This is a genomic window from Leucobacter sp. NPDC015123, from assembly GCF_043080205.1.
GTDB lineage: Bacteria > Actinomycetota > Actinomycetes > Actinomycetales > Microbacteriaceae > Leucobacter > Leucobacter aridicollis_A.
Map to the genome: position 1 here is coordinate 114,533 of NZ_JBIBVH010000003.1, position 18,329 is coordinate 132,861.

The following is an 18,329-nucleotide window of genomic DNA, read 5'->3' on the forward strand; positions in this document are numbered from 1 at the left end:
TCGAGAAAACGGAGCCCAGGTACATGAGCGCGATCCCTGACAAGCCGGCACTCGAGGGACTCGAAGCAAAGTGGGGGGCGATTTGGGAAGAATCCGGCACCTACGCTTTCGATCGCGAAGGCGCTGCCCGCGGTGATGTCTACAGCATCGACACTCCCCCGCCGACCGCGTCGGGCTCGCTGCACGTCGGGCACGTGTTCTCGTACACACACACTGACACGGTCGCGCGCTACAAGCGCATGAATGGCAAGCGCGTCTTCTACCCGATGGGCTGGGACGACAACGGCCTGCCCACCGAGCGTCGCGTGCAGAACTACTACGGCGTGCGCTGCGATCCCTCGCTGCCCTATGTCGAGGACTTCGTGCCGCCGCATGATGGCGGCGACGGCAAGAGCATCAAGGCTGCCGATCAGCAGCCGATCTCACGCCGTAACTTCATCGAGCTCTGCGAGCGACTCACGATCGAGGATGAAAAGCAGTTCGAGGCGCTGTGGCGCACTCTTGGCCTGTCAGTCGATTGGAAGCAGACCTATCGCACGATTGGCGCCGACTCGCTCCGCGCTTCCCAGCTCGCATTCCTGCGCAACATTGAGCGCGGTGAGGCGTACCAAGCGCAGGCTCCGACGCTGTGGGATATCACCTTCCGCACCGCCGTAGCCCAGGCCGAGCTTGAGGATCGTGAGCAGCCGAGTGCGTACCACACGCTCGCATTCCACAAGTCGGACGGATCCGGCGACATTCTTATTGACACGACGCGCCCCGAGCTGCTCGCGGCCTGCGTCGCGCTCGTCGCCCACCCTGACGACGAGCGCTTCAAGCCGCTCTTCGGTACGACGGTTCGCACGCCGATCTTTGACGTTGAGGTGCCGATCGTCGCCCACCACCTCGCGAAGCAGGACAAGGGCACCGGCATTGCGATGATCTGCACCTTCGGCGACGTCACCGACGTGATCTGGTGGCGAGAGCTCGACCTTCCGAACCGCGCGATCCTCGGTTTCGACGGCCGCGTCATCAGCGAGGCGCCGGCGGCGATCACCTCAGAGTCAGGCCGCGAGGCGTACGCCCAGATCGCAGGCAAGACTGTGTTCAGCGCGAAGCAGACCATGGTTGAACTGCTACAGGCATCAGGTGAGCTCACCGGCGAGATTCGCAAGATCACGCACCCCGTGAAGTTCTTTGAGAAGGGCGATAAGCCTCTCGAGATCGTGTCGACCCGTCAGTGGTACATCAAGAACGGCGCCCGCGACGAGGCGCTGCGCGAGCGGCTGCTCGCGCACGGCAAGGAACTCGAGTGGCACCCCGACTTCATGCGTGTGCGCTACGAGAACTGGGTCGAGGGGCTCTCCGGCGACTGGCTGATTTCACGCCAGCGGTTCTTCGGCGTGCCGATCCCCGTCTGGTACCCGCTGGACGCGGACGGCAACCCAGTCTTCGACGAGCCGATCGTGCCGGCAGCGGACACACTACCCGTTGACCCCTCGAGCGATGTTCCGGCAGGCTACACCGCCGAGCAGCGTGGTGTTCCAGGCGGCTTCCAAGGTGAGGTCGACGTTATGGACACCTGGGCCACCTCGTCGCTCACGCCGCAGCTCGCGGGCGGCTGGGAGCGCGACGAGGAACTCTACGACCTGGTCTACCCGTTTGACCTTCGCCCGCAGGGCCAAGACATCATCCGCACCTGGCTGTTCTCGACGTTGCTGCGTTCCGAGCTCGAGTCCGGCACTCTTCCCTGGCGTCACGCGGGCATCTCGGGCTGGATCCTCGATCCCGACCGCAAGAAGATGTCGAAGTCGAAGGGCAACGTCGTCACTCCGGCAGGCATGCTCGACCAGCACGGTTCAGATGCCGTCCGCTACTGGGCAGCCTCGGCGAAGCTCGGCACCGATGCATCATTCGACCCGCAGAACCCGACGCAGATCAAGATCGGCCGCAGGCTCGCAATCAAGCTGCTGAACGCCGCAAAGTTCACGCTGTCGTTCGACGCGAGCTCGGCTGGCACTGTGTCGGAGCCGCTCGACAGGTCGATGCTCGCTGGCCTCGCCAGCGTCATCGCAGATGCGACTCGCGCGTTCGAATCTTACGATCACGCCCGTGCGCTCGAGCTCACCGAGTCATCGTTCTGGACCTTCTGTGACGACTACCTCGAACTCGTCAAAGAACGCGCACACGGTGGCACCGGCCAGGCGCAGGCCTCAGCAGTAACCACCCTGCGCGCGGCACTGTCGGTGTACGTGCGTCTGCTCGCGCCGTTCCTTCCCTACGCGACCGAGGAGGTGTGGTCGTGGTTTGAGCAGGGCTCGGTCCACACCGCGAACTGGCCCCTCGCAGCGGAGCTCGACGAGTTCATCGGAGCCGATGCGGACGCGGGGCTCTTGGCTCTCGTTGGCGGTGCGCTCATCGGTGTCCGCGGAGCGAAGACAGACGCAAAGGTGTCGCAGCGCACCGCTGTCACTCTCGCAGTGATTCACGCGCCAGCAGCCGACGCCGCGCGACTTGAGCTCGCCGCAAGCGATCTCGCGGACGTAGGGCGGATCGCCGAGCTCCGCATTGAGGCTGCCGATGTCGCTGAGGCACAGGTGGCCGAGATCACCGTCGAGTCCGCAGAGTAACGCCGACTCACACCAGAGGACGAGGGATCGCATGCAGCTCGGGTCACGCTGGCAGGTGGGGCAGCCACCGCACCCCGGAGTGCCCGAGAAGCTGCATGCGGCCGTCGCTGCAGCTGAGCGCCAGCTTGAAGGTGGCCCCCAGGTGGGTCACCACGGGGGTTCCTGGACGCTTACATGGCTTGAGGGGCGCCCTCGTGTTGAGCTCTTCGACACATCAGGTCGAGTGAGAGCGGACATTGGCCTCGACGCTGACGGTACTGTGATCGAGCGTGCCTTTCCGGCCCACGACGCAGAACTGGCAGCACCGGCCACCGGGACAGCTATCGGTGAGAACGACGATGACGACGACGATTGGTTGAGCTGATATGACGAAGACGAATCGCCTCGGAGCCGGGGCCGCAGCACTCGGGCTCGCTGCCGTGCTCCTCGCGGGGTGCGCGCCCGAGCCAGGAACGGTGGCCCCGGACGGTAGGGACCTCACGGAAAAGGTCGAGCCCGAAGGCGGGAGCTGGACTGAACCGAACCCAGAGGAGGCCTACGAGAAGTCGGCGGAGCTCCCAGATGGCTTCCCCGAGGGCTTCGTGGTTCCCGAGGGCGCGGTCGTCGACGACGCAGGCAACCGCGACTTTGGAAGCTGGTACGTCGTGCTTCGTGCAGCCGACAAGGCTGCAGCTGACACGCTTTGGGACTCCGTGGTTTCGGGCTCAGGCTTTTCAGCCTCGGACGAGGCCGCGACAGGTGACGGCGGCCGCACAGCAACGCTTGTCTCGCCAGCGCTCGAAGTCACCGCGGTGACGATGGCGGGCGACGACGGCGCGATCCTGCTGAGCTACGACATCACTGAGGTCGTGGGCTAGGCGCTCTCTCGCCCACTCTCGGCCATCACGAGCAGGGGCGGAGCCTCCTCGAGCACTGCCTCGCGCGTAACAACAACCTTCGCCACATCGTCGTTCGACGGCACCTCGAACATTACCGGCCCAAGTACGGTCTCGAGAATGGATCTCAGTCCGCGGGCACCAGTCTTTCGAGCTACAGCGAGGTTCGCGATCTCGGCGAGCGCCGCATCCTCGAATTCGAGTTCGACATCGTCGAGCTCGAACATTCGCTGGAACTGTTTCACGAGCGCATTCTTCGGCTCGGTGAGGATTCGCTGGAGGGCAACTGTGTCGAGCGGGTCAACTGTTGCGATGACTGGGAGCCGGCCAATGAATTCGGGAATCAGGCCGAACCTATGGAGATCTTCAGGCTGCACCTCGGCGAAGAGCTCAGACTCGTCTCGTTTGCTTCCCATCGGCGTGCCAAACCCGATACCGCCCTTTCCGAGGCGCTGGGCGATGATCTCTTCGAGCCCGGAGAAAGCGCCGGCGACAATAAAGAGCACATTCGTTGTATCGAGCTGGATGAACTCTTGGTTCGGGTGCTTGCGGCCACCCTGGGGCGGGATTGAGGCGACAGTACCCTCAAGGATCTTCAGCAGAGCCTGCTGTACTCCTTCGCCTGAGACGTCACGGGTGATCGATGGGTTCTCTGCCTTGCGCGTGATCTTGTCGATCTCGTCGATGTAGATGATGCCAGTCTCGGCGCGCTGGACGTCGAAGTCGGCTGCCTGAAGTAGCTTCAGGAGGATATTCTCGACGTCCTCGCCGACGTAGCCAGCCTCTGTGAGCGCCGTCGCGTCTGCGACTGCAAAAGGAACGCCGAGTTGACGCGCGAGCGACTGCGCGAGGTATGTCTTGCCACACCCCGTCGGCCCGATCATCATGATGTTCGACTTCGCGATCTCAACCTGTTCGTTGGCGAACTCGGCGCTGGTGATTGCGCTCGCGGCGCGAACACGCTTGTAATGGTTGTAGACCGCCACTGCGAGCGACTGCTTCGCGCGCTCTTGCCCGATCACGTACTGATCGAGAAAGCCCGCGATCTCACGGGGCTTGTGAAGCGTGAAGTCAGACGACTCCGCGGGCTGGTGCTCGGAGAGTCGTTCTTCGATGATCTCGTTGCACAGCGCGACGCACTCGTCGCAGATGTAGATCTGCGGGCCAGCGATGAGCTGGGCGACCTGCTTCTGAGACTTACCGCAGAAAGAGCACTTCAGCACTTCGCTGCTTTCGCCAATACGCGCCATATTCCGAAACCTCCTCGCGCCGCATGTACGCTTCGAGCCTAGTAGTGACCCCCGACAATGACTGACGGCGCGCCGCCGTTGTGGGCCGCGCGCCGTCAGCTTGTAATCACACTGTTATCGTTGCTCTCGCTACTGAGCGATGACGGGCTGCGGATTCTTCCGGCTCGTCAGCACCTGGTCGACAAGGCCATACTCGAACGCCTCCTGGGCGCTCAGGATCTTGTCACGGTCGATGTCATTGTGAACTTCCTCGATCGAACGCTTCGAGTGCTTGGACAGTGTCTCCTCAAGCCACTCACGCATCCGCTGGATCTCGCGTGCCTGGATCTCGATGTCTGATGCCTGGCCGTGACCACCCTGCCCGCTTGACGGCTGGTGGATGAGTACACGAGCGTTTGGAAGCGCCAGGCGCTTGCCAGGGGTGCCGCCGGCGAGCAGAACGGCGGCTGCCGATGCAGCCTGGCCCAGGCAGACAGTCTGAATGTGCGGCCGGACATACTGCATCGTGTCGTAGATCGCGGTCATCGCAGTGAACGATCCGCCCGGTGAGTTGATGTACATCGTGATGTCGCGTTCAGGGTCCTGGCTCTCGAGCACGAGCAGCTGGGCCATCACGTCGTCGGCGGAGGCGTCGTCAACCTGGACACCCAGGAAGATGATGCGGTCTTCGAAAAGCTTTGCGTACGGGTCCTGGCGCTTGAAACCGTACGCCGTGCGCTCCTCGAACGTGGGCAGTACGTAACGCGAGTCGGGCATCATGCGATCGGCAGAGCCACCCTGCGGCATGTAGAGATTCGTCATAATTTCTGTTTTCCTATCGGACTACTTGCTCGTACCGCCGCCGCCGACAACCTCGGAGGCGGAATCCCTAATGAAGTCGACGAAGCCGTACTCGAGGGCTTCCTCGGCGGTAAACCAGCGGTCGCGATCGCCGTCTTCGTTGATCTGCTCGACGGTCTTACCCGTCTGCTTCGCGGTGATCTCGGCGAGGCGATTCTTCATCGAGACGATGAGCTGCGCTTGCGTCTGAATGTCGCTCGCGGTGCCACCGAAGCCGCCGTGGGGCTGGTGCAGCAGCACGCGGGCGTTTGGCGTGATGTAGCGCTTGCCTCGTGTGCCCGCGGTCAGCAGGAACTGGCCCATCGACGCGGCCATACCGATGCCGACGGTCACGATGTCGTTCGGCACGAAGCTCATGGTGTCGTAGATAGCCATGCCTGCGGTGATCGAACCGCCTGGCGAATTGATGTACAGATAGATGTCGGCTTCCGGATCCTCCGCTGCAAGGAGCAGGATCTTTGCGCAGATCTCATTTGCGTTGTCGTCGCGCACCTCAGACCCGAGCCAGATGATTCGGTCTTTCAGCAGGCGGTCGAACACGCTGTTCACGGGCGACTGTTCAGCCATTCGGCGCTCCATTCGTAAGTTGCTTGATTCGAGAGTATCGACTGCGAAAGGCGCGCGCTCGCGTGTTCGCCGTGGGCGTTGTTCGGGGGGCGCCGTGTTCGCTGGAAACGAAGAAGTCCCCGGCCAATCTGGCCGAGGACTTCCCCAATCTCTGCTGAGCGAAGAGTTACTTCTCTTCCGCTGCTGCCTTCTTCGCAGCGCGGGTTGCTGCAGCCTTCTTCGCAGCTGCCGAGCGGGCGGCCTTCTTGGCCTCCTCATCGGCGTCAGCTGCGGGAGCCTCGTCCTTCGAAGCCGCCTTCTTGGCTGGCGTCTTCTTGGCCGGCTTCTCGGCCTCGTCTGCCGGTGCGGCAGCCTTCTTTGCCGGAGCCTTCTTCGCGGGCTTCTCTGCAGCAGGTGCCTCGGGGGCCTCTTCAGCCTCGTCCTCGGTATCGACTGCGACGAACGCGCCAAGGTCTACAGCCTTGCCAGCCTTGTCGGTGACAGTTGCCTTGCCGAGCGCCACAGCGAGAGCCTTGTTGCGGGTGACCTCAGCGAGGATCACCTGCAGCTGGTTGCCCTGGCTGATCGCCTGCAGGAACTGCGTGGGCTCCATGCCGTACTGCTGCGCCGACTGGTAGATGTAGTCGGAGAGCTCTGCCTGTGTCGGGGTCACGTCTTCGCGCTCGGCGATCGCGTCGAGCAGAAGCTCCATCTGGATCTGCTTCTCGCTCGCCACGCGAACCTCTGCACGGTGCTCGTCGTCTTCGAGGCGGCCTTCACCCTCGAGGTGGCGGTGCACCTCCTCCTCGACGAGCTCCTCCGAAATCGGGATATCGGCCTGCTCGATGAGCGTCTCAGTGAAGATGTCGCGTGCCTGACGGCCCTGCGCGAAGACCGACGCCTGTGAGACCTGATCCTTGAGGCTCTCGCGCAGCTCTGCGATGGTGTCGAACTCGCTCGCAAGCTGAGCGAACTCGTCGTCAGCCTCGGGAAGCTCGCGCTCCTTCACTGCGGTGAGCGTGAGCTCAACCTCAGCGTCCTGGCCTTCGTACTCGCCGCCAAGCAGCTGCGAGGTGAAGTTCGTTGTCTCCCCCGCGGTGAGCGTCTCGACAGCCTCGTCGGTACCTGCGAGGAGGTTACCTGCGCCGACCTCGTACGATACTCCGCTTGCCTTGTCTACTTCCTTGCCGTCGACCTTCGCGGTGAGGTCGAGTTCAACGAAGTCGCCGGTCTTGGCCGGACGATCGACAGTAACAAGGGTTCCGAACCGCTCACGGAGGCTTGTGAGCTCTGCCTCGACAGCAGCTTCGTCGATCTCCGCCTCGTCGACGGTGATTGCGAGACCGTCGTAGTCGGGGAGGGTGAACTCGGGGCGAACCTCAACCTCGAAGAGGAGAACGAGTTCACTCGAAGCATCGGCTGCTGCCGGCATCGATTCGATGTCTGCTGAGGGGCGACCCATCGGGCGCACGCCTGCCTCGGCAACTGCAGCCTGGTAGAAATCGTCGAGCGAGTGGTTCACTGCCTCGGAGATGACTGAATCGCGGCCGAAGCGCTGGTCGATGATCTGTGCCGGTGCCTTGCCCTTGCGGAAGCCTGGGATCGAAACCTGCTCGGCGATCGACTTGTACGCGTTCTTCAGGTACGGAGCGAGCTCATCCTGCGTGACGGTAACGGTCAGCTTCGTGCGGGTCGGTGTGAGCTTTTCAGCTTTCGTCTTCGGCAATTTGGCCTCTCATCGTCGGATCATGCTGCTATCAGCCAGTATCGGGCCAATAGACCCTTGTCGGGGCGACAGGATTCGAACCTGCGACCTCCCGCTCCCAAAGCGGGCGCTCTAGCCAAGCTGAGCTACGCCCCGAGACTCTCGTCTCTCGGTTGCGCTCACAGCGCGCAACCTGACCAATCCTAGTCCAAACCAGAGCAAATCAGCACACTGGGCGGCGTTTGCGGAGCAAATGCGTAGAAAAATGGCGGAAACACGCGGCAGAGCGGGTCCTCCGGGAGTGTCATCGCCTGCCTCGAAATCGAACTCCCCGGGTTCCTCACAGCATCAGCCGGCCCAGAATCCAGTTCCCCGAACAGCAGAAAGCCCCTCACTGAAGTGAGGGGCTCATTGGAGGGGATGACGGGAATCGAACCCGCGTAATCAGTTTGGAAGACTGAGGCTCTACCATTGAGCTACATCCCCACACCGCGAAATCGGTGCGACGCTTGCGCGACTCATCGAGCATACTGCATGTTCGCTCCCTCGCGCGAACGCGCCTGCATCCCGGCGCGTCACGCCCCGGAAGTGCTCCTCGGATCACCTGTCGGATCGCTCGTCGCTGCTCGGTGGTTGTCGGTGTACTCGAGGTACACCTCTGAGTTGAGGCGCACTGATTCGCGATCCGTGTCATTCAGCTCGCGCACGACTCGGGCTGGCACTCCAGCGACGAGGGAGTGCGGCGGGATGACCATCCCCTGAGGTACGACCGCCCCAGCGGCCACAAGGCTGCCCTCCCCCACGACTGCGTCGTTGAGCACGGTCGCGTTCATGCCGATGAGACACCCGTTCTCGACAGTGGCGCCGTGAACGACCGCGTTATGCCCAATTGAGACATCATCGCCGATGACAGTTGCCCGGCCGCGAAACGTGTGAATCACCACACCATCCTGGGCGTTTGTTCGCTCGCCAATGCGCACCGCGTCTGAGTCGCCCCGCACGACTGCGTTGTACCAGATGCTCGAATCGCGCCCGATGGCGACATTGCCAACAACGATTGCTCCTGGGGCGAGCCAGACGCTCTCGTGCACATCCGGCGAGCCGTAAGGCTCGACTTGAATCATGTGTCCGTGGTGTTGACTCACTGCACGCTCCTTTGGGTAGACAAAAAGGCCCTTACTCAAGAGTAAGGGCCTTCGTTGCTCCCCCGGCTGGGCTCGAACCAGCGACATCCTGATTAACAGTCAAGCGCTCTGCCAACTGAGCTACAGGGGAATATTGCCGCAGCAACTCGACTAGCGTACCAAGCGTTTCGCGGGGCGTGCAAATCGCTGCGCCCCGGGCGCGTCTACTCCTCGGCGATCTCGTCGTACGCCGTCGATCGGAGGGCCTCCGCGAGCTTGCGAACATACTCGTGCTCAGTGCGCCTGAAGATTGAGTTGATCTCACCGCGGCCGACAATTCGGCCTTGCTGCAGCACAATAACTTCTTCCGCGAGCGCCTCGAGCATGCCGATATCGTGACTGACGAGCACCATCGAGGCGCCTGTGCGCTTTCGGTACCACTTCAACAGGTCAACGATCTTAGGCCTATTGTTCGCATCGACCCCGAGGGTTGGCTCGTCAACGACGAGTACAGTCGGGTCGAGCATCAGTGAGCGCATCACCGCTACGCGCTGACGTTGACCCTTTGAAAGCTCGTAGGGGTACTCCTGGAGCTTCGCGAGTGGCAGCGCAACGATGTCCATCATCTCAGCGACGACTTCCCCGAGCGGTTCACGGTCGAAGTTTCGAACACGTTCCTGAATCGGCTCGAACAACACGTCGCCTACGTTGAGCTCGGGAGTGAGGGTCGCTCCCGCGTCCTGCGACAGGTGACCGACATACGCTGTCAGCCGGGAGCGTGAACGCCGCGACAGGCGCTCCAACGGCATGCCAAGGGCGGTGCCGACGCCGCCAGCTGACTTAATTCGCGCATTCTTGTCGCCCTCGGTGCCTCGCCCTGCGAGGTAGCGGGTAAGTGTCGACTTTCCCGAACCGCTTTCTCCGAGCACGGCTAGCACTCCCCCACGTGGCAACTCGACGCTGACGCCTTCAACAGCTTGGAAGGCGCGCCCGCCAGCGTGTGCTGGATACCTCAGTGAGAGATCCGAAGCGAACAGGACTGGGTCTGCATCGAGGTTTGGATGTGCCACACGCTCACCTTACTAGTCGTGGCGCAGGCCACGCCGCGCATTCTCCAGCGCGGCGAGTTGTTCCTGCACGCGACGGGAGGCTTCGCTCGAGGAGTCGCCGATACGTTGCAGGCGTGCGAGCAACTCCTGCTTCAACGAGACGAGGTCGCGGTCGAGCAGTGAGATGACGACCTCACGTGCGTACTCAGGCAGGAGCGCTGGATCACGCTGTGGCATCGAGGCGACCGCGAGTTCGCGCACGAGGCCCTGATGTGTCGGTGGTGCCGCAGCGAGCACCGCCTCTACCCAGGCCCCGCCGTTGAGGCTCGGCAGCGCCGCGCTGAGCGCGTCTCTGACGACGCGCAGTTTCGGCTCGGTGACCTGCGCGGTGACAGCCTGCGAGAGCAGCTCAGATCCGACCGCAGGGCCCTGCTGGATCATCGCCATAAGCGCATCGCGCTCGAGCCACACGGCTGGTGTCGAACGCAACGTGTTGAGCGAGATCGCCGGGCGGGCCGGCCCGGGTTCAGCGGCGTGGTTTGGACCCGCGTACTCAGGCTCGGTGGGTGCCTGCCGGTGCGCGTTCTTCACCGCATGCTGCACCTCGGTGAGATCGAGGCCGAGCATTCGCGCAAGCTCGCGGGTATATCCAGGTCGCATTCCCGGATCCTTAATGCCGGCGACGATAGGGGCGGCCTGCCGGAGCGCGGACACCCTGCCCTCGACTGAGTTCAAGTCGTACCGACTGATCGCCTGCTTGAGCGCGAACTCGAACAGCGGTACCTTCTTGCTGAAAAGCTCCCGGACGGCGTCGTCGCCGCGGTGGAGCCTGAGGTCGGCCGGGTCGTAGCCGTCCGGCGCGACCGCGGCGTACGTCTGCGCGGTGAAGCGCTGCTCCTCGCCGAACGCGCGCAGCGCGGCCTTCTGGCCTGCCTCGTCTGGGTCGAAGGTGAAGATCACCTCGGCCGCGGAGTCGTCACCCATCACGCGGCGGAGCATCGAAATGTGCTCCTTACCGAAGGCGGTGCCGCAGGTGGCGACGGCGTCGTCGACGCCCGCGAGGTGGCATGCCATGACATCCGTGTAGCCCTCGACGATCACGGCGCGCCCGCCGCGGGAGATCGCCTTTTTCGCCAGGTCGAGCCCGTAGAGAACCCGCGACTTGTGGTAAACCGGTGTCTCTGGGGTGTTCAGGTACTTTGGCCCGTTGTCGTCCTCGTAGAGCTTCCTGGCGCCGAATCCGAGCGTCTGCCCACTCGTGTCACGAATCGGCCAGACGATGCGGCCGCGGAAGCGATCGTAGACCCCGCGTTGCCCCTCGGAGACGAGACCGGCCTGCACGAGTTCCTGCGGCGTGTAGCCAAGCTGCCGGAGGTGGCCCGTGAGGGCGTCCCACCCCCGCGGGGCGTAGCCGACGGCGAACTGCTCCCATGACGCCGAAGCAAAACCGCGCTGTTCGAGGAAGCCGCGGGCGGTCTGGGCCTCCTCCCCCATAAGCTGATCGCGGTAGAAGTCGCTCGCCGCCTGGTTAGCAGCGAGCAGCCGCGCCTTGTTCGGCCCGTCTTCGCGACGCTCGTAGCCCTCCTCATAGGTGAGCACATAGTTCGTGCGGGCCGCAAGCCGTTCGACTGCCTCCGCGAACGAGAGGTGGTCCATCTTCTGCACGAAGCTGATCGAGTCGCCCGACTCGCCGCAGCCGAAACAATGGAAGTAACCGAGGGCCGGGCGCACGTGGAAGCTCGGACTGCGCTCGTCGTGGAACGGACAGAGCCCCTTCATCGAGTCGATGCCAGCGTTCTTCAGTGCGACGTAATCCCCAACGAGGTCGGCGATGTTTGTGCGGCGCTTCACTTCCTCAACATCGCTTGCTTTGATCCGACCCGCCATAGGGGCCATTCTAGTCTTTGCGGGGCGCCGGCGACGGCAGCTCGCTCAGGGCGCACCGGCCTCAGCGATCGTAGCGATGCCGTGGGTGCAGCGCTGCACGCGCGCAGGGTCTGGGATCGACGATGTGTATGCCGCAGCGCGGCGGAAGCTGCATTAGCTCGGCAGATCACAGGCGGTGCGAGCGAGCACCCGCAGCTCTACCAGCCGGCACGGTGGCGCCGGAGCCGCTGGCGGACACACGCGATGCGTGTGTCTCTATACCAGCGGCACCTCACACAGCCGGCGGTGCCAGGCGATTGCAGACTGGTCAGTGAGCGACGCCACTTGGTCCACGATCACGCGCTTTGCTGCTGCCTCGTCGGCGGCCGCCGCGAAGTCTGCCTGGAACGCGGGTTCGAGATCGCGATCCTGACCCTCCCACAGGGTTTCGAGGAGCTCGGCGAGGAGCGCGCGCTGCCTGCGGTAAGTTGGCTGCCTGCGGCCACTCGCCATCACGAACGCCGCGACGATGCCCTTGAGCACCGCGATCTCGGCATGGATCTCCTTCGGCACCACGAGGGATGCGCCATAGCGGGCAAGCGGAGCCCCGCCGGCCGACTCCCGTGTCGCTGCGATGGCGGAGCGCGCGAAGTGCCCGATCATGTCGCTCGTGAAGTTCTTGAGCTGCGCCTGGTGCCTGCGCGATCCGTCCCACCGCGTTAGCCAGGTCGGCGTCGCCGAGATCCTGTCGTAGGCCGCCGAGAGCTCGTCGTGCGTGAACGAGCCGTCGGCCCAACTCGCGACGTCGGCAATGAGCGAGTCATGCCCCGAACGCGAGGTAAGGATCAGCGGATCAATGTGGTCGCTCACGATCGCGTCTTCAAAGTCGTGCACGGAATAGGCGATGTCGTCGGACAGGTCCATCGTCTGCGCTTCCGCGCACTTCACCCGAGCGGGCGCGCCTTCGCGCATCCAGTGGAACACCGGGGCGTCGTCGGGGTAGTAGCCGAACTTGCCACTGCCCGCGGGAGCCTCCGAGAGCGCCCACGGATACTTGCAGCTCGCGTCGAGCGTCGCCCGCGTGAGGTTCAGGCCGGCGCTCTCACCCGAGTCGTCGAAACGCTTCGCTTCGAGCCGCGTCAGGATCCTGAGCGTCTGCGCGTTGCCCTCAAACCCGCCGGCATCGCTCGCCCACTCGGCGAGCGCCCGTTCTCCGTTGTGACCGAACGGCGGATGGCCGAGGTCGTGGGTGAGGCATGCCGCGTCGACGACGTCGCGGTCGAGACCAAGCGACGCGGCGAGCTCGCGACCAATCTGCGCGACCTCGAGCGAGTGCGTGAGGCGGTTTCTCGCGAAGTCGATGCCCGCGGTCGGGCTGAGCACCTGGGTTTTCGCGGCAAGCTTGCGCAGGCCAGAGGAATGAATGACGCGTGCCCGATCGCGTTCGAAATCGCTGCGCGCGCCGCTGTGCGTCTCGGGCACGAACCGCTCGATGTCGGCCGCACCGTATTCCCCGCGCGCGGGCTGCGGGCTAGCCACCCGAATCGTCCCGCTCCGCCTCGGCGAGCTCAGCGAAGTCGATGTGCGCGCTATCACGCGAATCGAGCCAGCCGTCGGGGAGCTTGGGCTGCTTCGGGCTTCCAGCCCGGCCGCGCTGCCCCTCCGCGCCAACGCCTGGGTAGGGCAGGGAGCGGTCCATCGTCTCGTAGATCTCGTCGAGGTGCTCGAGTGACTCGACCATTGCGAGCGCTCGGCGGGTGTCGCCGCCGACGCCGTAGCCCTTGAAGTACCAGGCGACGTGCTTGCGGATGTCGCGGCAGGCGCGCGCCTCCTCGCCGTCAAAGAACTCGATGAGCAGTTCGGTGTGACGGCGCATCGCGTCCATCACGAACCCGAGACCGGGCTTCGCGATCGCGGCGTTCGCCTCGTCCCAGGTGAGCTCACCCTGTTCGGCCTTGAACGCGGCGGCGAGATCGCCGAACAGCCACGGCCGCCCCAGGCACCCGCGCCCGACGACGACGCCGTCGCAGCCTGTCTCTCGCACCATCCGGATCGCGTCGTCAGCGGCCCAGATGTCACCGTTGCCGAGGATCGGCACGCTGGTGATGGCCTGCTTGAGCTCTGCGATCGCCGACCAGTCAGCCGTGCCCGAGTAGAACTCGTTCGCGGTGCGCCCGTGGAGGGCGATGGCAGCGACGCCTGCTGCCTCGGCGGAGCGCGCGGCGTCGAGGAAGGTGAGGTGATCGGCATCGATGCCCTTGCGCATCTTTACCGTCAGCGGAATGTCGCCAGCAGCCTTCACGGCGCCCTCGACGATCGCGCTAAACAGGTCGGCCTTCCACGGCAGGGCAGCTCCGCCGCCCTTGCGAGTGACCTTCGGAACCGGGCAGCCAAAATTCAGGTCGATGTGGTCCGCGAGATCCTGATCAACGAGGAACCGGACGGCCTCGGACACAGTCTTCGGGTCGACGCCGTACAGCTGGATGGAGCGGGGAGTTTCGCTCTCGTGGTGCTTGATGAGCCGGAGTGATCCCGGGGTGCGTTCGACGAGCGCGCGGCTCGTGATCATCTCGCTGACATAGAGCCCCGCGCCGTACTCTCGGCAGAGCCTGCGAAACGCGGTGTTGGTGATTCCGGCCATCGGCGCCAGGATGACTGGGACGTCGAGCTCGAGGGGGCCGATACGCAGGCGGGAGCCTGGAAGCGTTGAGGTAGTCATGACTGCTCTATTGTCGCAGATCACGCCGACTCTCGGCGCTAGCGCGACTTTGGCTTGTCGACCGCGCCGCCGAAGCGCCTATCGCGGTCATGGAAGATCTCGATAGCCTCCCACAGGTCCCGCCGTGAGAAGTCTGGCCACAGCTGGTCGAGAAACACCATCTCGGCGTAGGCCGACTGCCAGAGCATGAAGTTGCTCGTGCGCTGCTCCCCCGAACTCCGAACAAAGAGATCGACGTTCGGCAGCTCGGGCACGTACAGGTGCTTCTCGATGACGCGCTCAGAGATTCCGTTGGGCGAGAGCCTGCCGTCAGCGACCTCCGTTGCGATGCGCTTCACAGCGTCTGTGATCTCCGTGCGACCGCCGTAGTTCACGCACATCGTCAGCGTGAGGCCGGTGTTGTGCGCTGTGTAGGTCTCTGCGAGCTTGAGCTCCTTAATCACCGAACCCCAGAGCCGCGGCCTGCGTCCCGCCCAGCGCATGCGCACGTTCCAAGCGCTGAGCTGCTCGCGCCGTCGCCGCAGCACGTCGCGGTTGAACCCCATGAGGAACCGAACCTCGTCGGGCGAGCGTCGCCAGTTCTCGGTCGAGAACGCGTACACGCTGAGGTGCGTCACCCCGGCCTGGATCGCCCCGGCGACGACGTCAAGCAGCACCTGTTCGCCCATCCGGTGGCCCTCGACGCGCGGCAGGCCACGTTGGTTCGCCCACCGCCCGTTGCCGTCCATCACTATCGCGACGTGTTTGGGGGCCGGGCCCCGAAACTTCGGTGGCTGTTCCCCGGTCCAGTCAACGGGAACCAGGGTCTCGGGAGCAATAGCCATGCACCGATTCTAGGCGCGTGGCACTGAGAACGAACGTAGGCCACGCTCAAGATGCCACTGGGTGTATGCCGCCGCAATCCCGGCGGCCTGCCCGCGCTCACGCTCTCCGCTCGCGACGGCCGTGTCCCAGTCGCCCGCGAGCAGCGCGCGGAGCAGATCGATACTCACCTGGTCAAGGCGCGGCGAACCTGCCGGCCGGCAGTTCTCGCAGGCGACACCGCCGAGCTGTACCGCGACTGCGGTGTGAGGGCCGGGTGCGCCGCAGCGCACGCACTCATCAAAGCCGGGCGTCCAGCCCGCGGCGGCCATGGCGCGCAGCAGGTAGCCGTCACGGACGAGTTCCGGGGGAATCTTGCCCGCGGCGAGGGTGCGCAGAGCGCCAACGAGGAGCCTAAACAGCTCGGGCGAGGGCCCGCCCTCAGCGAGCCGCTCGGCGGTCTCGGCCATCACGCTACCGGCCCGATACCTGTCGTAGTCCGCGGTGATCGCGGGCCCGTACGAGCCGAGGGTGACTGCCTGAGTGATCGTGTCGAGTGTGCGACCCTCGTAGCACTGAACGTCGGCGACCATGAACGGCTCAAGTCTGGCGCCGAACTTTGACGAAGTCCTGCGCACGCCCTTCGCGACAGCCCTGAGTACGCCACGCTTGCTCGTGAGGAGGGTGACGATGCGGTCAGCCTCCCCGAGCTTGTGCGTGCGGAGCACGACACCCTGTTCGCGATAGAGGGGCACCCCACCATTATGGCGCGTCGGGCTTGGGATCGTCTCTTTCCCCGCAGTGGCTCCGCCATCCAACCCCGTCAATAGATCTGGGATCTGCGCGAGCAATCCCGGTCCGGTCAGGAACCGGCATACGAATTGCCGATCTGCAGTTCTGCGGAAGGTGCGTAGCGCTGCGGGCTGGACGCCGGGGCGCGGCAAGCTAGGCGCGCGGGCCGCTCCTGCGCCGGCCGCCCTTCGCCTCAGCTTCGCGCCAGGCTCGCTGCGCTGGGGTCTCTCCCATCGGTGCAGCACTTGCCCGTTGCCGGTCTGGTGCTCCCCCTCGACCAAGGTGCCAGGCATGGACGATTGCGAGGGCGAGCGCGTCGGCAGCGTCGGCGGGCTTGGGTGGAGCGGCGAGCCCAAGCAGCCGTGTCACCATATTCGTCACTTGCGCCTTGTCGGCGGCGCCGTAACCGGTCACCGAGGCCTTCACCTCGTTTGGGGTGTACATCGCGACAGGGATGCCGCGCTGCTGCGCGAGGAACATCACGATGCCCGAGATCTGGGCGACGCCCATCACGCTCGGTAGGTTCTGCTGAGCGAACACCCGCTCGATAGCTATGGCATCGGGGCGGTCGCCGTCGAGCAGTCGTTCGAGGGCTGAGCCCAGCTGGTGGAGCCGCACAGGCAGCTCGGCCCCAGCTGGGCTCGTCAATACCTCGACGTGTTCGAACGTCAGTTTCCGGGATCCTTCGGAGCTCACGACGCCCACGCCGAGCCTCGTGAGCCCCGGGTCAATCCCGATGACGCGCACGGTTACTCGTCGGTGGCGAGTTCCGCCTGGACCTCGTCGGTCAGGTCGAAGTTGGCGTAGACGTTCTGCACGTCGTCGCTGTCTTCGAGGGCGTCGATGATGCGGAACACCTTGCGGGCAGTTTCAGCATCAATCTCAACCTTGAGGTTCGGCACGAACTCTGCCTCGGCGGAATCGTAGTCAATGCCAGCGTCGACGAGTGCACCGCGGGCGGCGGTGAGATCAGTCGCCTCAGTAATCACCTCGAACGCCTCGCCGTTCGGAGTCGGCTTGACCTCCTCGGCGCCTGCCTCGAGTACTGCCATGAGCACGTCATCTTCAGTGGTGCCCCCGGCGGGCACCGTGATGACGCCCTTGCGCTCGAAGTTGTAGGCAACCGAGCCTGGATCGGCGAGCGTCGCGCCGTTGCGGCTCAGGGCGGTGCGAACCTCGGCTGCGGCGCGGTTCTTGTTATCGGTGAGGCACTCGACCATCAGAGCAACGCCGTTCGGGCCGTAGGCTTCGTACATCGTCGTGAAGTACTCCACGGATTCGCCAGTCAGTCCGGCGCCGCGCTTGATCGCACGGTCGATGTTATCGCCGGGAACAGAATTCTTCTTCGCCTTGTGCACCGCCTCAGAGAGGGCTGGGTTTCCGGCGAGGTCGGGCCCGCCGATGCGCGCGGCGACCTCGATCACCTTGATGTACTTGGCGAACGCCTTCGCGCGCCGCGAGTCGAGAATTGCCTTCTTGTGCTTGGTGGTTGCCCACTTGGAGTGTCCGGCCACGGGTGCTCCTGCTTTCTTACGTGTGTGTCTGCTGCGATCCGAATGTTGGGGCGACGAGGCCCCACGCTAGGCGTCGGGTGGGTCTGCCCAGGCTGCCGCGATCAGGTCGCGGACCTCGCCGAGTAGCTGTGGCATCGCTTTCGTCTGCCCAATGATTGGGAAGAAGTTCGCGTCAGATGCCCACCGCGGCACGATGTGCTGATGGAGGTGGGCGGCAACACCGGCGCCAGCGATCTCGCCCTGGTTCATGCCGAGGTTGAACCCAGCACAGTTCAGCGCGCGGCGCGCTGCGCGCATTCCGGCCTGGGTCAGTGCACCGATCTCAGCGACCTCTTCTGCGGTCGCGTCGTCGTACCCAGCCACGTGGCGGTACGGGCACACAAGCATGTGCCCGCTGTTGTACGGGAATAGGTTGAGCAGCACGTACGCTGTCTTCCCGCGGTGCACGATGAGCGATGAAGCGTCGTCGTGTCGCGGAGCCTCGCAGAACGGGCAGTCTGTGTGATCTGCCTGGTGGTGATCTGCGACATACGCCATGCGGTGAGGCACCCAGAGGCGCTGCAGCGGGTTCGGCGTGCCGACCGTGCCGCGCTCCCCTGGGCCCTCAGCTTGGGTTTCCTCAGTTCCACTCATGGTTCT

General features: G+C 64.4%; 17 protein-coding genes and 3 tRNA genes. 3 read left to right on the top strand and 17 right to left on the bottom strand.

All coding sequences use genetic code 11. The annotated features are described in order from the left end of the window. Positions 1–23: 23 nt before the first annotated feature. The 3 genes from valS to ACF07D_RS07205 are packed head-to-tail and all read left to right on the top strand — an operon-like array spanning position 24 to position 3,466. Complete coding sequence (valS, locus tag ACF07D_RS07195; RefSeq protein ID WP_391504425.1) at positions 24–2,609, top strand: valine--tRNA ligase; 2,586 nt, start codon at positions 24–26, stop codon at positions 2,607–2,609. Between the two features lie 31 nt (positions 2,610–2,640). Further along, positions 2,641–2,973 (top strand): Fe-S oxidoreductase, encoded by a 333-nt coding sequence (locus tag ACF07D_RS07200; RefSeq protein WP_391504426.1) that lies wholly within the window; start codon positions 2,641–2,643, stop codon positions 2,971–2,973. A gap of 1 nt (position 2,974) precedes the next feature. Beyond that, entirely contained in the window at positions 2,975–3,466 is a 492-nt protein-coding gene (locus ACF07D_RS07205; protein ID WP_391504427.1) for a hypothetical protein, read from the top strand. Here ACF07D_RS07205 and clpX read toward each other — a convergent pair. The 17 genes from clpX to ACF07D_RS07290 all read right to left on the bottom strand — a co-directional run bounded on the left by clpX (position 3,463) and on the right by ACF07D_RS07290 (position 18,323). Then, complete coding sequence (gene clpX, locus ACF07D_RS07210; RefSeq protein ID WP_119283799.1) at positions 3,463–4,734, bottom strand: ATP-dependent Clp protease ATP-binding subunit ClpX; 1,272 nt, start codon at positions 4,732–4,734, stop codon at positions 3,463–3,465. The two genes, ACF07D_RS07205 and clpX, sit on opposite strands and share 4 nt — an antisense overlap. 129 nt (positions 4,735–4,863) lie before the next feature. Continuing rightward, positions 4,864–5,535 (bottom strand): ATP-dependent Clp protease proteolytic subunit, encoded by a 672-nt coding sequence (locus ACF07D_RS07215; RefSeq protein ID WP_119283800.1) that lies wholly within the window; start codon positions 5,533–5,535, stop codon positions 4,864–4,866. Between the two features lie 21 nt (positions 5,536–5,556). Beyond that, the gene (locus ACF07D_RS07220; RefSeq protein WP_119283801.1) at positions 5,557–6,141 is read right to left on the bottom strand and encodes an ATP-dependent Clp protease proteolytic subunit; all 585 of its coding nucleotides are present in this window, start codon (positions 6,139–6,141) and stop codon (positions 5,557–5,559) included. A 166-nt stretch (positions 6,142–6,307) separates the two neighbouring features. Then, positions 6,308–7,846 (bottom strand): trigger factor, encoded by a 1,539-nt coding sequence (gene tig / locus ACF07D_RS07225; RefSeq protein WP_255809699.1) that lies wholly within the window; start codon positions 7,844–7,846, stop codon positions 6,308–6,310. Positions 7,847–7,906: 60 nt separating this feature from the next. Beyond that, positions 7,907–7,981, bottom strand: a tRNA-Pro gene (locus tag ACF07D_RS07230). A 256-nt stretch (positions 7,982–8,237) separates the two neighbouring features. After that, positions 8,238–8,311 (bottom strand) — tRNA-Gly (locus ACF07D_RS07235). Between the two features lie 89 nt (positions 8,312–8,400). Beyond that, complete coding sequence (locus tag ACF07D_RS07240; RefSeq protein WP_119283803.1) at positions 8,401–8,949, bottom strand: gamma carbonic anhydrase family protein; 549 nt, start codon at positions 8,947–8,949, stop codon at positions 8,401–8,403. Between the two features lie 78 nt (positions 8,950–9,027). Beyond that, a tRNA-Asn gene (locus ACF07D_RS07245) sits at positions 9,028–9,100 on the bottom strand. A 73-nt stretch (positions 9,101–9,173) separates the two neighbouring features. Beyond that, the gene (locus ACF07D_RS07250) at positions 9,174–10,019 is read right to left on the bottom strand and encodes an ATP-binding cassette domain-containing protein (RefSeq protein WP_119283804.1); all 846 of its coding nucleotides are present in this window, start codon (positions 10,017–10,019) and stop codon (positions 9,174–9,176) included. 12 nt (positions 10,020–10,031) lie between these two features. Then, complete coding sequence (dnaG, locus tag ACF07D_RS07255) at positions 10,032–11,885, bottom strand: DNA primase (protein ID WP_119283805.1); 1,854 nt, start codon at positions 11,883–11,885, stop codon at positions 10,032–10,034. 255 nt (positions 11,886–12,140) lie between these two features. Further along, positions 12,141–13,403: a deoxyguanosinetriphosphate triphosphohydrolase gene (locus tag ACF07D_RS07260; RefSeq protein ID WP_391504428.1), complete on the bottom strand. Its 1,263-nt coding sequence runs from the start codon at positions 13,401–13,403 to the stop codon at positions 12,141–12,143. After that, positions 13,396–14,583, bottom strand: a complete 1,188-nt coding sequence (gene dusB, locus ACF07D_RS07265; protein WP_391504429.1) for a tRNA dihydrouridine synthase DusB — start codon at positions 14,581–14,583, stop codon at positions 13,396–13,398. Before dusB ends, ACF07D_RS07260 begins: the two co-directional genes overlap by 8 nt. Before the next feature lie 38 nt (positions 14,584–14,621). Next, positions 14,622–15,407, bottom strand: a complete 786-nt coding sequence (locus ACF07D_RS07270) for an isoprenyl transferase (protein ID WP_119283808.1) — start codon at positions 15,405–15,407, stop codon at positions 14,622–14,624. A 9-nt stretch (positions 15,408–15,416) separates the two neighbouring features. Further along, on the bottom strand, positions 15,417–16,139 hold the full coding sequence (gene recO, locus ACF07D_RS07275; RefSeq protein ID WP_119283809.1) for a DNA repair protein RecO: 723 nt from the start codon (positions 16,137–16,139) through the stop codon (positions 15,417–15,419). 190 nt (positions 16,140–16,329) lie between these two features. Continuing rightward, the gene (ruvC, locus tag ACF07D_RS07280) at positions 16,330–16,923 is read right to left on the bottom strand and encodes a crossover junction endodeoxyribonuclease RuvC (protein WP_119283810.1); all 594 of its coding nucleotides are present in this window, start codon (positions 16,921–16,923) and stop codon (positions 16,330–16,332) included. A 2-nt stretch (positions 16,924–16,925) separates the two neighbouring features. After that, positions 16,926–17,690, bottom strand: a complete 765-nt coding sequence (locus ACF07D_RS07285; RefSeq protein ID WP_391504430.1) for a YebC/PmpR family DNA-binding transcriptional regulator — start codon at positions 17,688–17,690, stop codon at positions 16,926–16,928. Between the two features lie 66 nt (positions 17,691–17,756). Further along, positions 17,757–18,323, bottom strand: coding sequence for an HIT domain-containing protein (locus ACF07D_RS07290; RefSeq protein WP_119283812.1), 567 nt, complete (start codon positions 18,321–18,323; stop codon positions 17,757–17,759). Positions 18,324–18,329: the final 6 nt, after the last annotated feature.